The following is a 14,606-nucleotide window of genomic DNA, read 5'->3' on the forward strand; positions in this document are numbered from 1 at the left end:
ACCATGAAAGACGTCGTGCACCTGCCGCGAAAGGCCATCGCGATGGATCGTCCCACCGAGGCGCCGCGCGAGGAGCGATCCGTCCCGCGACGCGGGCCGCGGCTGCCGCCGCTCAACCTCTTCCGCGCCTTCGATGCCGCCGCCCGCCACAACAGCTTCCGGCTCGCCGCCGAGGAGCTGTGCGTCACGCCGTCGGCGGTCAGCCAGCAGATCCGGCAGCTCGAGGAGTTCCTCGACGCCCGGCTGTTCCGGCGGCTGACGCGGCGGGTCGAACTCACCCGCGAGGGCACCGTGCTGGCCGGCTCGGTGCAGGAGGCGCTGGCGCTGCTGTCCGGCAGCTGCGAGCGGCTGCGCGACCCGAAGGTGCCGGCCGTCCTGTGCATCAACGCCGTTCCCGCGCTCGCCCTGCGCTGGCTGGTTTCGCGACTCAAGCGGTTCATGGAGGAGAACCAGCACATCAAGGTGTCGCTGCTGGCGTCCTCCGATCCCCTCGACTTCGAGCGCCAGGATGTCGACATCGGCATCCGCTGGGGCAGCGGCAACTTCGCCGGCATGCGGGCCGAACGGCTGGTCGACGAGCCGATCTTTCCGGTCTGCAGCCCGGAGCTGCGCGACCAGGTCACCTCGCCGGCCGATCTGCAGGGGCTGCCGCTGCTGCAGGCGCAGAACGCGGTGCCGTGGGCGACGTGGTTCGAGGCGGCCGGCGCGGGCGGCGGGCTGTCCGGCGCCGACGCGGTGTTCTTCAACGATGCGGGGCTGATGCTGGAAGCCGCCGCGTGCGGGCAGGGGATCGGGCTGGCGAGCTCGATCCTCGTCGAGGCCGACCTGCGGTCGGGTCGGCTGGTGCGGCTGTTCGACATTGACGTGCACGTGGAGGAGGGGTTCTACGTCCTCTCCTCCGAGACGCTGGGCGAGAAGCCGCCGATCGCCAGACTGCGCGAGTGGCTGCAGAGCGAGGCGTTTCTCACCGCCGAGATCGTCGCCGGCCGCGTCGCCTCGGTCTCCGGCGGTCCCTGAACCCTGGTCCGGCCGGAATGGCCCCGCCTCCTCAACTCACGCATTTCCGGTCCCCGAGTAGTTCCAGTTGACGGTCCCCCAGATGCATCTGTTTGGCTCGCATTTCGGCACCTACGAAGTCCGCACCACCGGCTCCGGAGGTCCCGAGCTGCACCCGTTCCCGGGCGATCCGGCCCCGTCGCCGGTCGGTGCCGCCTATCTCGATCTCGCCGGCCATCGCCAGCGGGTGCTGACGCCCATGGTGCGGCGCGGCTGGCTGGACGCCCGGTCCGAGCCGGAGGGAAGGGGGCAGGGCCGCGGACGGGACGACTTCGTGCCGCTCGGCTGGGACGAGGCGGCGCTGCTGGTCGCGGGCGAGCTCGAGCGGGTTCGCTCCGCCCATTCCAACGAGGCGATCTTCGCCGGCTCCTACGGCTGGGCGAGCGCCGGCCGCCTGCATCATGCCCAGAGCCAGCTCAAGCGGTTCCTGAACCTCTGCGGCGGCTTCGTTTCTTCGGCCCACACCTACAGCTACGGCGCCGCCACGGTCCTGCTTCCCCACGTCGTCGGCAAGCGGGCGAAGGCGGAGGCCGATGCGCCGAGCTGGGACCTGATCGCCGCCCATGCCGACGCGCTGGTCTCGTTCGGCGGCTTCCGGCTCAGCAATGCCCAGGTCGGCGCCGGCGGCGTCGGCCGTCACCGCTCGGGCGAATGGCTGGAGCGGGTGCTCGACCGGGGTGCGCGGGTGATCGTGGTGAGCCCGGTGCGCGCCGACGTGCCGGACATCGCCGGGCGCGAGCGCATCGAGCACGTGCCGCTCCGGCCGAACACCGACACCGCCGTCCTGTTGGCGGTGGCGCACGAACTGGTCGTCTCCGGCCGCGCCCGCAGCGACTTCCTCGCCCGCTACACGGTCGGCTACGAGACCTTCGCGGCCTACCTGCTCGGCGAACCGGACGGCACTCCCAAGTCGGCCGAATGGGCGGCCGCGATCAGCGGCGTGCCGGCGGACACGATCCGCATGCTGGCGGACCTCCTGGCCGCGGGCACGGTCACCCTCAATGCCGCGTGGTCGCTGCAGCGCGCCCGCTTCGGCGAGCAGCCCTACTGGGCCCTGGTCGCCCTGGCCGCGATCGCCGGCCAGATCGGCCGGCCCGGTGGCGGCCATTCCTTCGGGCTGACGGCGACGAGCTCCATCGGCCAGCCGATCCGCCGCCTGAAGGGGCCCGCGGTTCCCCAGGGCGTCAATCCGGTGAAGGCGTTCATTCCGGTGGCCCGCATCACCGAGCTCCTGGAGCGCCCCGGCGAGACGCTGTCGTTCAACGGCACGGACCTCCGGCTGCCGGATATCCGCCTCGTCTGGTGGGCCGGCGGCAATCCCTTCCACCATCATCAGGATCTGAACCGGCTCGCCGAGGCGTGGCGGCGGCCCGAGACGGTGATCGTCAACGAGCCGATGTGGACGGCGACCGCGCGCCACGCCGACATCGTGCTGCCGGCAAGCCTGCCGTTCGAGCGCAACGACATCGTCGCCGCCTCCCGCGACAACTGGCTGATCGCCAGCCGGATGGTGTCGCCGCCGCCGCGGGCGGTGCTGTCCGATCGCGACATCTTCGCGCGCATTGCCCGCGCGTTTCAGCTCGAGGACGCCTTCACCGGCGGGCTCGACGAGATGCGCTGGATCGAGCGGATCTACGACGGCTACCGGACGAACCACCCCGAGCTTCCGGCCTTCAGCGCCTTCTGGAACGCCGGCTACGCGGCGCTCGACCCCGGCGCCGACGCGCCGGCGCCGTTCGTGCCGCTGGCCGACTTCATCGCCGATCCCGATGGCGCCCCGCTCGACACGCCGTCCGGGCGCATCGAGATTGCGTCGGAGACCATCGCCGGGTTCGGCTACCGCGACGCGCCCGGCCATCCGGCCTGGCTCGCGCCGGATGACGGCACGCCCGCCGGCGCGGCGGGCGGCGCCGTCTACCCGCTGCACCTGCTGTCGCCGCAACCCGCCCAGCGCCTCCACAGCCAGCTTGAGCACGCGGCGGTGGCCCAGTCCGCCAAGCGGAACGGCTGCGAGGTCGCCGACCTCAATCCGGACGACGCGCGCACGCGCGGCATCGCCGACGGCGATGTGGTCGAGATCGCCAACGGGCGCGGCCGCTGTCTCGCCGCGGCCAGGATCAACCCCGAGATCGCGCCGGGGATCGTCGTGCTGCCGACCGGCGGCTGGTTCGATCCGGTCGCGCTGCCGGACGGCTCGACCGTCGATCGCGGCGGCAACCCGAACACGCTCACCTCCGACCTGCCGACCTCGACGCTGTCCCAGGCGAGCGCGCCGAACAGCTGCCGTGTCGAGGTGCGGCGGGCCTCGGCGGCGCTGTGCCGGCTGCTCTGAGCGGCCGGGCTGGGGCCGTCCCTCACACCGCCGCTTCGGCGACCGCGTCGAATGCCAGCGATCGGGCGAAGGCGTCCACCGCGCACGCGAGGTCGGATCGGGCGCGGGCGTCGGCGATCGGCTCGTCGTCGCCGCCGAACCAGCTGTCGAGCACGAAATAGCCCTGCACGACGTGATGGGCGCCGAGCGACTGCAGCACCGGCCGCAGCGCGTAGTCGAGGGCGAGCACGTGGGCGAGACTGCCGCCCGTCGCCAGCGGCAGCACCACCTTGTCGCTGAGGGCGAACTGCGGCAGCAGGTCCAGGAAGGTCTTCAGGATCCCGGAATAGGAGGCCTTGTAGATCGGGGTGACGATGACGATCCCGGCTGCCTCGGCCACCGCCTCGACCGACCGGGCGACGGCCGGGTGGCGGGTGTCGGCGTTCAGCAGCGCCTCGGCCGGCAGGCCGGCGATGCGGATGTGCTGGGCGGCGATCGCCCGGCGCGCGAGCTGCGCGTTGACGTGCTCGGCGAGGCGGGCGCTGCGGGAGGCCGGCGAGGGGCTTGCCGAAAGGGTGACGATGGACATGGGGGCCTCGGCGGGTGGAAGGGGCCGTCGCCGCGCAAGGGGCGGCGTCAGCGAGTGTGCAGAGGCGGACGGCCGCCGACAAACGGGGACTGCTCGCCTGCACGTAACCGCTGCTAATGCTTTCGCCCGCCGCAGCCGGGCCGCTCGGCCCGTCGCTTGCGCCGGTTCCGACCAGGTGGCCTCACCTGACCGATCGGAAATGACTCCGGATTCGATGCTTTAGAACAATCCGGCCAGCCCGACGCCGACCCCGTAGGCGACGGCGGCGGCGGCCAGTCCGATGGCGAACGTCTCCAGCCCGCAGACGGCCCAGCCGCGCGTCGACCAGCGGCTGCGCGCCGAGCCGATCGCGAAGAACACCGCGCCGGCGAGCACCGTCGCGACCGCCGGCGCCTGCGGAAGGCCGAGGACGAACGGGAGCAGCGGCACCGACCCGCAGATCACGAACGCGGCGAACGTCGCGGCGGCCGTCCGGCGCGGATCCAGCGAGACGTTGGCGCGGCCGTACTCCTCCGCCAGCATGGTGTCGATCCACAGCTCCGGCCGGTCGGTGATCAGCGTCACCATCTCTTCCAGCGGCTCGCCCTCGAAGCCCTTGTTGGCGAAGATCTGCCGGATTTCCTGGCGTTCTCCCTCCGGGTAGACCCGCACGTGGCGCCGTTCGACGCCGCGCAGCCGGCGGTAGTCCTCCGCGTCGGCGCGGTTGGCGGAGTAGTTGGCGGCCGCCATGGAGAAGCCGTCGGCCATGAGGTTCGCGGCGCCCAGGATCAGCATCACCCTCGGCGAGAAGTCCGCGCCGATCGAGCCGGCCACCACCGCGAAGGTGGTCACCGTGCCGTCGATGCCGCCGTAGACCCAGTCGCGGAGATAGGAGACACTGGGGCCGTGGGCGAGCCGGCGCCGGATCGCCTCGGGCGCATGGCTGTGGTCGGTGTCCATGCCTCGATCCGCTCCCTGCGGGCGGCTTCCGCGACGCGGCGCCCCCGGCCCGTGGCCTCGTCTGGCCATTGACGGGTGGCCAACGACCAGCCCGCATGTGTATAACTGCGTCCCGCCGCGCCGGCGGGGGTGAAATGTGCCTGCAGCGCCTCGACGAGGCCGCGCCTGTTTGGAACGATACCAATGAACGAGCCGTGGACACCAGCATCTTGGCGGTCGAAGCCGATCGCTCAGGTTCCCGAATATCCCGACGAGGCGGCGCTCGCCGCCGCCGAGGACCGGCTGTCGACCTATCCGCCGCTCGTTTTTGCAGGCGAGGCGCGCCGGCTGAAGACGGAGCTCGCCGGGGTCGCCGCAGGCAAGGGGTTCCTGCTCCAGGGCGGTGACTGCGCGGAATCCTTCGCCGAGCACCACCCCGACCAGATCCGCGACTTCTTCCGCGTGTTCCTGCAGATGGCGGTGGTGCTCACCTACGCCGCCGCCTCGCCGGTGACCAAGGTCGGCCGCATCGCCGGCCAGTTCGCCAAGCCGCGCTCGTCGGCCACCGAGAAGCAGGGCGACGTGGAGCTGCCGAGCTACCGCGGCGACATCATCAACGACATCGCCTTCACGCCCGAGGGCCGCGCCGCCGATCCGGCGCGCCTGGAGATGGCCTACCGCCAGTCGGCGGCGACGCTGAACCTTCTGCGCGCCTTCGCCCAGGGCGGCTTCGCCAACCTCGACAACGTCCACCAGTGGATGCTCGGCTTCGTCTCCGACAGCCCGCAGAGCCACCAGTACCGCACCATCGCCGACCGGATCTCCGAGTCGCTGTCGTTCATGCGGGCCTGCGGCATCGATCCGACCAACGCGCCGCAGCTGCGCTCGACGGATCTCTACACCAGCCACGAGGCGCTGCTGCTCGGCTACGAGCAGGCGCTGACCCGCGTCGATTCCACCAGCGGCGAGTGGTACGCCACCTCCGGCCACATGATCTGGATCGGCGACCGCACCCGCCAGCTCGACCACGCCCACGTGGACTTCTGCCGCGGCGTGAAGAACCCGATCGGCCTCAAGTGCGGCCCGTCGATGTCCGCCGACGAGCTGCTGGCGCTGATCGACGTGCTCAACCCGGCCAACGAGCCGGGCCGGCTGACGCTGATCGTCCGCCAGGGCGCCGACAAGGTCATGGACCACCTGCCGGGGCTGATCCGCGCGGTCACCCGCGAAGGCCGCCAGGTGGTGTGGTCGTGCGATCCCATGCACGGCAACACGGTGTCGATGAACGGCTACAAGACCCGGCCGTTCGACCGCATCCTGCGCGAGGTGGAGACGTTCTTCGCCATCCACCGCGCCGAGGGCACCCATGCCGGCGGCATCCACATCGAGATGACCGGCAAGAACGTCACCGAGTGCACCGGCGGGGCGCGGGCGGTGACGGCGGAGAGCCTGTCGGACCGCTACCACACCCATTGCGATCCGCGCCTCAACGCCGAGCAGGCGATCGAGCTGGCGTTCCTGGTGGCCGAGAACGTCCGCAAGGAGCGGCTGGCCCAGGGCTTCCAGGTGCCGTTCGCCGCCGCCGAGTAGGCCCGCCCGGCGCCATCGTTCGGGCTTCTGTGAACACAGCGTCTCCGGCGGCGCCCCTGCCGGAGACGACCGGCGATCCCTATACTCCGGAGACGCCGCAGGCCGCGCCCGACGCCGGGCCGCCGGTCCGTTCGCCATGGAGTTCCCGATGCTGCCGTCCTTGTTCATCTCCCACGGCTCGCCGATGCTGATCCTGTCGGACACGCCGGCGCGCCATTTCCTCGCCGGCTACGGCGGCGCGCTGCCGCGACCCGACGCGATCGTCATCGTCTCCGCCCACTACGAAACGCGCCAGCCGGCCGTGCTCGGCGTCGCCGCGCCGCCGATGATCTACGACTTCGGCGGCTTCGACCCGAAGCTGCGCCAGATCGTCTATCCGGCGCCCGGCGACCCGGCGCTTGCCGAGCGCGTCGCAGGGCTCCTCGCCGACGCCGACCTGCCGGCCACCGTCGACACCCGCTGGGGCTACGACCACGGCACCTGGGTGCCGCTGGCGCTGATGTACCCGGACGCCGACATCCCGGTCGTGGTGGTGTCGGTCCAGCCCCACGAGGACGCCCGCCACCATTTCGAGCTCGGCCGCGCGCTGGCGCCGCTGCGCGCCGACAACATTCTGGTGGTCGGCTCCGGCTCGCTCACCCACAACCTCGGCGCCATCCGCACCCAGCTCGGCCGCAACCCGGTCGAGGCGGACGCGCCGGAGTGGGTGGTGGCGTTCGCCGACTGGATGAACGACCGGATCGCCGCCGGCGACGTCGAGGCGCTCCTCGACTACCGCGCCCAGGCGCCGTACGCGGCCGAGAACCACCCGACCGACGAGCACCTGATGCCGCTCTACGCCGCCATGGGGGCTGCCGGCCCGACGGGGCAGGGCGCGCGCGTCCACTCCTCGCACGAGTACGGCGCGCTGATGATGGACACCTACGCGTTCACCTAGCGCCGGGCCGTCCGGCCGCGCCCGATTGCGGATCGCCGGGTCGCGCGTTAAGAGCAGGAAAGCGCTTCGCGGCGCAGCATCTGCGGGCGGCATCCGGCCCGATCGCGGACCGCCGCCGCGTTCCCTCGCGACCTGAGTGCCCCGAGTGCAATGACGATGTCCATGCCCGACGCCGCCTCCACGCTCCGCATCGCCGTCGCGCAGCTCAATCCCGTCCTCGGCGACATCGCCGGCAACCTGGCGCTCGCCCGCGACACGCTGCGGACCGCGACCGGGCAGGGCGCCGACATCCTGGTGCTTCCCGAGCTGTTCATCTCCGGCTACCCGCCCGAGGACCTGGTCCTCAAGCGCGCCTTCACCGACGCCTGCCGCGCCGCCGTCGAGACGTTGGCGGCCGAGACCGCCGCCGATGGTCCCGCCGTGCTCATCGGCACGCCGTGGCGCGAGGGCGACAAGGTCTACAACGCCGTCGCCTGCCTCGACGCCGGCGCCGTCACCGCGATGCGCTACAAGGTGGCGCTGCCCAACTACGGCGTCTTCGACGAGATGCGCGTCTTCGCCTCCGGGCCGATGCCGGGGCCGATCTCGGTGCGCGGCGTGCGCGTCGGCGTGCCGATCTGCGAGGACATCTGGGTCGAGGACGTGGTCGAATGCCTCGCCGAGACCGGCGCGGAGATCCTGATCGTCCCCAACGGCTCGCCCTACGACCAGTTCAAGGCCGACACGCGCATGCAGGTCGCGGTCGCCCGCGTGGTGGAGAGCGGCCTGCCGCTGGTCTACGTCAACCAGCTCGGCGGCCAGGACGACCTCGTCTTCGACGGCGCCTCGTTCGGCCTCAACGCCGACCGCACGCTGGGCTTCCAGCTCGCCCAGTTCGGCGAGGCCGTGGTCTCGATCGACTGGCAGCGCGACGGCGAGGGCTGGCGCTGCGTCGACGGGCCCATCCACGCGCTGCCGGACATCGACGAGGCCAACTGGCGCGCCTGCGTGTTCGGGCTCAAGGACTACGTGAACAAGAACGGCTTCCCGGGCGTTGTGCTCGGCCTGTCGGGCGGCATCGATTCCGCCATCTGCGCGGCGATGGCCGTCGATGCGCTGGGCGACGACCGGGTCCACGCGATCATGCTGCCCTACCGCTACACCTCGGAGGACAGCATCGCCGACGCGGCCGAGGTCGCCGAGCTGCTGGGGCTGCGCTACGACACCGTGCCGATCGCGCCCGGGGTGGAGGGAATCGGCGCGTCGCTCGAGCCGCTGTTTGCCGGTCGCGAGCCGGACGTGACGGAGGAGAACATCCAGTCGCGGGTGCGCGGCACCATCCTGATGGCGGTCTCCAACAAGTTCGGCGCCATGGTCGTCACCACCGGCAACAAGTCGGAGGTGTCGGTCGGCTACTCGACGCTCTACGGCGACATGAACGGCGGCTTCAATCCGATCAAGGACCTCTACAAGACCGAGGTGTACCGTCTGTCGCGCTGGCGCAACGCCCACCGGCCGGTGGATGCGCTCGGCCCCGACGGCGTCGTCATCCCGGAGCGGATCATCACCAAGGCGCCGACGGCGGAACTGCGCGAGAACCAGACCGACCAGGATTCGCTGCCGCCCTACGCCGATCTCGACGCCATCCTCGCCGGCCTTGTCGAGGAGGACCTCGGCGTCGCCGAGATCGTCGCCCGCGGCTTCGACGTCGAGGTCGTCCGCCGCATCGAGCGGCTGCTCTATCTCGCCGAATACAAGCGCCGGCAGGCGGCGCCGGGCGTGAAGATCAGCCGGCGCAACTTCGGCCGCGACCGGCGCTATCCGATCACCAACAAGTTCCGCGACCGGTCATGACGGTCCGGCTCCGCTTCGCGCCGTCGCCCACCGGCTTCCTGCACATCGGCAACGCCCGCACCGCGCTTCTCAACGCGCTGGTGGCGCGGCGCGAGGGCGGTGCCTTCGTGCTGCGGCTCGACGACACCGATCTCGCCCGCTCCGAGGAGCGCTTCGCCACCGCGATCGTCGAGGACCTGGAGTGGCTGGGCATCCCGCCCGACGAGGTGGCGCGCCAGTCGGAGCGCTTCGACCTCTACCGCGAGGCCGTCGAGCGCCTGAAGGCGGCCGGGCTTCTCTATCCCTGCTACGAGACGGCCGAGGAACTCGACACGAAGCGCAAGCGCCAGCTGGCCCGGCGCCTGCCGCCGATCTACGACCGCGCCGGCCTGCGCCTCGACGACGCGGCGCGCCAGCGCCTGGAAGATGACGGACGCCAGCCCCACTGGCGGTTCCTGCTGCCCAATTTCGACGGGGATCCGTCGAGGATCCGCCCGACCCATGTCAGCTGGCAGGACCTCTGCCGGGGCGAGCAGAGCGTCGATCTCGGCTCGCTGTCCGATCCGGTGCTGGTCCGCGAGGACGGCACCTTCCTCTACACGCTGCCCTCGGTGGTCGACGACATCGAGCTCGCCATCAGCCAGGTGCTGCGCGGCGACGACCACGTCACCAACACCGGCGCGCAGATCCCGATCTTTCACGCGCTGGGCGCCGCGCCGCCGGCCTTCGGCCATCACAATCTGCTGGTGCGCGCCGATGGCGAGGCGCTGTCCAAGCGCTCCGGCGCGCTGTCGCTGCGCGCGCTCAGGGAGGAGGGGTTCGAGCCCGCCTCCGTCGCCTCCCTGGCGGTGCTCACCGGCACCTCCCAGGCGATCGAGGCGGTGCCGACGCTCGATGCCCTGGCCGCCCGCATCGACCTGTCGGGCATCAGCCGGTCGGCGGCGTCCTTCGATCCGGCCGACCTGAACGCCCTTAATGGCCAGATCCTGCAGCAGCTTGCGTATGCGGACGTCGCGGGCCGGCTGGCCGAGCTGGGCGTCGGCGGCGGCGAAGCCTTCTGGCTCGCGGTGCGCGACAACATTGCGCTGCTGCGCGAAGCCGCCGAGTGGTGGCAGGTGGTGACGGGGCCCATCGCGGCAGACATCGCGCCGGAGGACCGGGCGTTCCTGGCCGAGGCGGCGGCCGTGCTGCCGCCGGAGCCGTGGGACGAGACGACCTTCTCCGCCTGGACGAAGGCGGTCGGTGCCGCCACGGGGCGGAAGGGCAAGGCGCTCTTCCAGCCGCTGCGGATCGCCCTTACCGGGCGTTCTGCCGGGCCTGAGCTGCGCCGGCTGATACCGCTATTTGGTCGGCGTAGTACGTTGGACCGACTTTCCGGACATTGAGATCCTGCTCGGTGATCGGCCGGGCTTCCGACACGCCCGGCTCGTCGGCGGACGGCCGCGCGACGACGTCGACCACCGCCGTTCCGTCCGCGGAGGTGTCGTCGCTGTCGCTGGGCGCGCGGGCGACGGTCGCCGCCGGCGCGCCGGCGGAAGCGGATCCCGTGTCGCTGAGGCTGCCGATCGCCGTCAGCCCGGCAAGCTCGCTCGCGGCGTCCTTGGCGTAGTCCGCGGCGGTCGCGGAGCCGGTGTCGCCTTCGGTGGCGAACGCGGCGACCTGCACGTCTTCCGTCTGCTGGGGCTCGCCGTCGGCGACGACCGCATCGCCTGCCGAGGGATCGGCCTCCGTGTCCTCGGCGCCGGCGGACTTCACCTGCGGCGTCTGCAGTTCGCAGCCGCAGTTGCCCGAGACCGTGGTGCGGTAGGCGAACGCCGTCGGCAGTTTCGTGTAGCGCTCACCGGATACCGTGGAGACCATGTCCTCGGGATCCATGTAGCTCGGATGGGAATACAGCGACACGTCGGCGCCGGGGCAGCGGCCCTGGCAGATCGCCAGGTCGCGCTGATATTCGCTCGAGCTCGTCGAATAGCTGACCGGGAAATAGAAGCCGTCGCAGAGGCGCACGCACCAGGTCTTCATGCCGCCGCCGCGAAAGATGCCGTGCACGCCCTCGACGCCGCCGCTGACCGCCGCCGTCTTGCTGCGCTCGACCTTGGCCTTAGCCGCGGGATCGGTGGCGACCGGCTCGACGCGGGTGCCGTCCTCGCGCAGCCGCTCGACGCGTCCGCGCCCGAACAGGGTGGAAAAGAAACCGGTCGTCTGCTTGACCTCGGAGCCGAGGAAATTGTCCGGTCGGGTGCCGTGGATGATGACGCTGCCGTGGGTGGTCATCCGGTCCGGCTGGTAGCCGGCATTGTCGCGTGCCGGTTCCGCCCTGGCAGGCTGCGCCTGGCTCGGCTTGCGCGCCTGGCGCTGCGGCTGCGGTTTCGCGCAATTGGCAGCGATCGCCCGCTGAAGCTGGCGCACCCTGGCCGGATTGCTGGCCCCGCCGCCCTGGCGCTTCAGCTCGGAAAGCCGGGCATCGATGCCGGCACAGGCACGCGGCCGGCCCCAGCTGTTGCTGCCCCGGCAGCCGTTCGCCACCGCCTGGCGTTCAAGAGAGGCGATCTGGGATTTGACGGCGCCATTGCCGGACGCGCTGAGACGGGCAAGCTCCGACTGCATGGCGGAACAGCTCTGCGCCGCCGCGCCACCGACACCGAACGCAAGCGCGCTGGCCGCGAAGGCGGCGATCGCGAGGCTTCTACGGACCGGCATCCACATTCAGGCGCCTTTCGCGACACGATACTGGCAGGCTCGACAACTGGCTCGGCGACGGGGGGATGGTTGCCCCTCGGGCCGGGCTCCCTTCGTTAGTCCCGTTGACCCGGCGCGGGCAAATCAAATCCCCGCGTGCGCCCCTGGAGGAGACGCGATGTGCCCCTCCTGCAACATGACCGTTGCCTGCGCAGCAGGCGGTCGGAACATGAAGCTGGAGGTGCAACCCCTTCGAAAGATGGATGTTCCGGCGCTGGCCGTGTTTTGGACGGCCTACTCGAGCCGGTCTTCGGCGACCGCCCGGGCGAGATCGCGGGAGCGCGAGGTCAGGCGGTCGAGCATGGAGCGCAGCAGCGCCTTCTCGTCGTCCGTCAGCATGGACTCCAGCGCCTTGTTGAAAGCCCGGGCCGAAGGGACGAGTTCGTCGTAGACGCGCCGTCCCTCGTCGGTCAGCTGAAGCAGCGCCTCGCGCTGGTCGGCGCTGTTGCGCTCGCGCAGGACGTAGCCCCGGGTCGCCAGACCGGACACGGCACGCGACACCTTCGTCTTGTGCATCTGGGCGTGGGTGCCGATTTCCGTCGCCGTCATGGTGCCGCGCTGGCCGAGGTTGGCGAGCACCCGCCATTCCGGAACGCCGAGCCCGTAGCGGTCGCTGTACAGCCTGGAGAGGGACTGGCTCATCGTGTCGGCGAGAACCGCGAGCTGGTAGGGCAGGAAGGCCTCCAGTTCGAGCGCTTCGGGCGCCTCTCCCGGCCGGGTGTGCTCGTTTGACGCATCTCGCGCGGCCTTGTCGAGGTTAGTTGCGTCTGTAACCAATGTCGCCTACCAATTTCGTGTCGGATACCGTCGGCGGGGGCCGAAGCGCCGCCGCGCGGACGGGTCGGGACGGGGTGGCAAGTCCGGGAGTGTCCTGGCCGCTTTCTGCTCCGCAATCCACCTGTACCACAACCCCTGCGACCGTCCGATCCATGTTGCTTTCGCATGTGGTTGGTTCAAAACAGGGGCCGGCAACGCTCCGCAGGCATCGCGCAAGACGGTGCCGCGACACACGGGAGATCGAACATGGCCGAGGACCGCGGGAGTGATGGCGCCTACGAACGCGCCAGCGTCTTCCAGTTCGCCTATCGCCGCAGCGCCGACCAGGACGCGCCGTCGCCGGTGCGCCGGCCGGTGGTCGTGGTGGGGGCGGGGCCCGTCGGACTGACGCTCGCCATCGATCTCGCCCAGCGCGGCATTCCCGTGGTGATCCTCGACGATGCCGACCGCATCGGCGAGGGTTCGCGAGCGATCTGCTTCGCCAAGCGGACGCTCGAGGTCTGGGACCGGATGGGGGTCGGCCAGCGCATGGTCGACAAGGGCGTGACCTGGCAGATGGGCAAGGTCTTCCTCGAGGACGACCTGGTCTATCAGTTCGACCTTCTGCCCGAGGCCGGCCACCGGATGCCGGCCTTCATCAACCTGCAGCAGTATTATGCCGAGCATTTCCTGGTCGAGCGGGTGCTCGAACTCGACGCCATCGACCTGCGCTGGAGCAACAAGGTGACCGCGGTGACGCCCCGCGACGACGGGGTCCTGGTGTCCATCGACACGCCCGACGGCCCGTACCAGCTCGACGCCGAGTGGCTGATCGCCTGCGACGGCGCCCGCTCGCCGGTCCGCTCGATGATGGACATCGGCTTCACCGGCCACGTCTTCGAGGACCGCTTCCTGATCGCCGACGTGAAGATGACCGCCGACTTCCCGAGCGAGCGCTGGTTCTGGTTCGACCCGCCGTTCCACTCCGGCCAGTCGGCGCTCCTCCACAAGCAGCCCGACGACGTCTGGCGCATCGATCTCCAGCTCGGCTGGGACGCCGATCCGGAGCTCGAGAAACGGCCCGAACGCGTCATCCCCCGCATCGAGCAGATGTTGGGCCACGGCAATTTCGAACTGGAATGGGTGTCGGTCTACACCTTCCAGTGCTGCCGCATCCCGCGCTTCGTCAACGGCCGCGTGGTGTTCGCCGGCGATTCCGCCCATCAGGTGTCGCCGTTCGGGGCGCGCGGCGCGAACTCGGGCGTCCAGGATGCCGAGAACCTCGCCTGGAAGCTGGCGCTGGTGCTCGCCGGCGCCGCGCCGGAGGCGCTGATCGACAGCTACGACGACGAGCGCTCGGCGGCGGCCGACGAGAACATCGCCCACTCCACCCGCTCGACCGACTTCATCGCCCCGCGCTCGCCGTTCGAGAAGCGCCTGCGCAACGCGGTGCTCGACCTCGGCCGCGAGCAGCCGTTCGCCCGGCGGATGGTGAACTCCGGCCGGCTCTCCATCGCCACCGTCTACGACACCGGCCTGTCGACGCCCGACGAGGCGCCGTTCGCCGGCTCCGCCCATCTGGGCGCGCCGCTGCCCGACTGCCCGATGCGGACCGCGAAGGGCGAGGACACCCACCTCCTGAACGCGCTCGGTGACGGCTTCACGGTGCTGTACGTGCGCGACGGCGGCCGGCCCAACGCGGTCGCGGGGGCGGACCTCAGGGTGATCGGCGAGGACATCCTCGACAGCGAGGGCCTGTTCGCCCGCCGCATGGACGCCACGCCGGGCGCCACCTACGTGGTGCGGCCGGACCAGCATCTCGCCGCCCGCTTCCGGACGTTCGACGGCGACAAGGTCGCCCGGGCGATCGCCCGGGCCAGCGGCAACGCGTGAGGAGA

Annotated in this window: 11 protein-coding genes; 7 read left to right on the forward strand and 4 right to left on the reverse strand. The window is 71.0% G+C overall.

The features are described 5' to 3' along the window. Positions 1-3: 3 nt before the first annotated feature. Both gcvA and ACSSVZ_RS08790 read left to right on the forward strand, forming a co-directional pair. Positions 4-1,017 carry a transcriptional regulator GcvA gene (gene gcvA, locus ACSSVZ_RS08785; RefSeq protein WP_453969433.1) on the forward strand — a complete coding sequence of 338 codons (1,014 nt, stop codon included), beginning with the start codon at positions 4-6 and terminating at the stop codon, positions 1,015-1,017. Positions 1,018-1,099: 82 nt separating this feature from the next. After that, a complete protein-coding gene (locus ACSSVZ_RS08790; protein WP_453969434.1) occupies positions 1,100-3,388 on the forward strand; it encodes a molybdopterin-dependent oxidoreductase in 2,289 nt (762 codons plus the stop codon). Between the two features lie 22 nt (positions 3,389-3,410). Here ACSSVZ_RS08790 and ssuE read toward each other — a convergent pair whose 3' ends face one another. After that, a complete protein-coding gene (gene ssuE / locus ACSSVZ_RS08795; protein WP_453969435.1) occupies positions 3,411-3,956 on the reverse strand; it encodes an NADPH-dependent FMN reductase in 546 nt (181 codons plus the stop codon). Positions 3,957-4,175: 219 nt separating this feature from the next. Further along, entirely contained in the window at positions 4,176-4,895 is a 720-nt protein-coding gene (locus tag ACSSVZ_RS08800; RefSeq protein ID WP_453969436.1) for a VIT1/CCC1 transporter family protein, read from the reverse strand. 183 nt (positions 4,896-5,078) lie between these two features. Here ACSSVZ_RS08800 and ACSSVZ_RS08805 point away from each other — a divergent pair, with 183 nt between their 5' ends. From ACSSVZ_RS08805 to ACSSVZ_RS08820, 4 genes are all read left to right on the forward strand, one after another. After that, complete coding sequence (locus tag ACSSVZ_RS08805; RefSeq protein WP_453969437.1) at positions 5,079-6,464, forward strand: class II 3-deoxy-7-phosphoheptulonate synthase; 1,386 nt, start codon at positions 5,079-5,081, stop codon at positions 6,462-6,464. Positions 6,465-6,612: 148 nt separating this feature from the next. Further along, positions 6,613-7,401, forward strand: coding sequence for a DODA-type extradiol aromatic ring-opening family dioxygenase (locus tag ACSSVZ_RS08810; RefSeq protein ID WP_453969438.1), 789 nt, complete (start codon positions 6,613-6,615; stop codon positions 7,399-7,401). Positions 7,402-7,557: 156 nt separating this feature from the next. Continuing rightward, a complete protein-coding gene (locus ACSSVZ_RS08815) occupies positions 7,558-9,234 on the forward strand; it encodes an NAD+ synthase (protein ID WP_453969439.1) in 1,677 nt (558 codons plus the stop codon). Next, complete coding sequence (locus ACSSVZ_RS08820; RefSeq protein ID WP_453969440.1) at positions 9,231-10,598, forward strand: glutamate--tRNA ligase; 1,368 nt, start codon at positions 9,231-9,233, stop codon at positions 10,596-10,598. The genes ACSSVZ_RS08815 and ACSSVZ_RS08820 overlap by 4 nt, the downstream gene beginning before the upstream one ends. On the opposite strand, the gene ACSSVZ_RS08825 is transcribed toward ACSSVZ_RS08820, so the two are convergent. Both ACSSVZ_RS08825 and ACSSVZ_RS08830 read right to left on the reverse strand, forming a co-directional pair. After that, positions 10,510-11,913, reverse strand: a complete 1,404-nt coding sequence (locus tag ACSSVZ_RS08825) for a DUF2865 domain-containing protein (protein WP_453969441.1) — start codon at positions 11,911-11,913, stop codon at positions 10,510-10,512. The genes ACSSVZ_RS08820 and ACSSVZ_RS08825 overlap by 89 nt on opposite strands. Positions 11,914-12,186: 273 nt before the next feature. Beyond that, positions 12,187-12,729: a MarR family winged helix-turn-helix transcriptional regulator gene (locus ACSSVZ_RS08830; RefSeq protein ID WP_453969442.1), complete on the reverse strand. Its 543-nt coding sequence runs from the start codon at positions 12,727-12,729 to the stop codon at positions 12,187-12,189. Between the two features lie 246 nt (positions 12,730-12,975). Here ACSSVZ_RS08830 and ACSSVZ_RS08835 point away from each other — a divergent pair, with 246 nt between their 5' ends. Beyond that, a complete protein-coding gene (locus tag ACSSVZ_RS08835) occupies positions 12,976-14,601 on the forward strand; it encodes an FAD-dependent oxidoreductase (RefSeq protein WP_453969443.1) in 1,626 nt (541 codons plus the stop codon). Positions 14,602-14,606 lie beyond the last annotated feature (5 nt).

It is taken from the genome of Amorphus sp. MBR-141 (assembly GCF_053628695.1).

Bases quoted from the DNA above. Each gene is read 5' to 3' on its own strand.
- ACSSVZ_RS08790 (WP_453969434.1), top strand. From the start codon at position 1,100: ATGCATCTGTTTGGCTCGCATTTCGGCACCTACGAAGTCCGCACCACC.
- ACSSVZ_RS08815 (WP_453969439.1), top strand. From the start codon at position 7,558: ATGTCCATGCCCGACGCCGCCTCCACGCTCCGCATCGCCGTCGCGCAG.
- ACSSVZ_RS08800 (WP_453969436.1), bottom strand. From the start codon at position 4,895: ATGGACACCGACCACAGCCATGCGCCCGAGGCGATCCGGCGCCGGCTC.
- ACSSVZ_RS08825 (WP_453969441.1), bottom strand. From the start codon at position 11,913: ATGCCGGTCCGTAGAAGCCTCGCGATCGCCGCCTTCGCGGCCAGCGCG.
- ACSSVZ_RS08810 (WP_453969438.1), top strand. From the start codon at position 6,613: ATGCTGCCGTCCTTGTTCATCTCCCACGGCTCGCCGATGCTGATCCTG.
- ACSSVZ_RS08805 (WP_453969437.1), top strand. From the start codon at position 5,079: ATGAACGAGCCGTGGACACCAGCATCTTGGCGGTCGAAGCCGATCGCT.
- gcvA (WP_453969433.1), top strand. From the start codon at position 4: ATGAAAGACGTCGTGCACCTGCCGCGAAAGGCCATCGCGATGGATCGT.
- ACSSVZ_RS08820 (WP_453969440.1), top strand. From the start codon at position 9,231: ATGACGGTCCGGCTCCGCTTCGCGCCGTCGCCCACCGGCTTCCTGCAC.
- ssuE (WP_453969435.1), bottom strand. From the start codon at position 3,956: ATGTCCATCGTCACCCTTTCGGCAAGCCCCTCGCCGGCCTCCCGCAGC.
- ACSSVZ_RS08835 (WP_453969443.1), top strand. From the start codon at position 12,976: ATGGCCGAGGACCGCGGGAGTGATGGCGCCTACGAACGCGCCAGCGTC.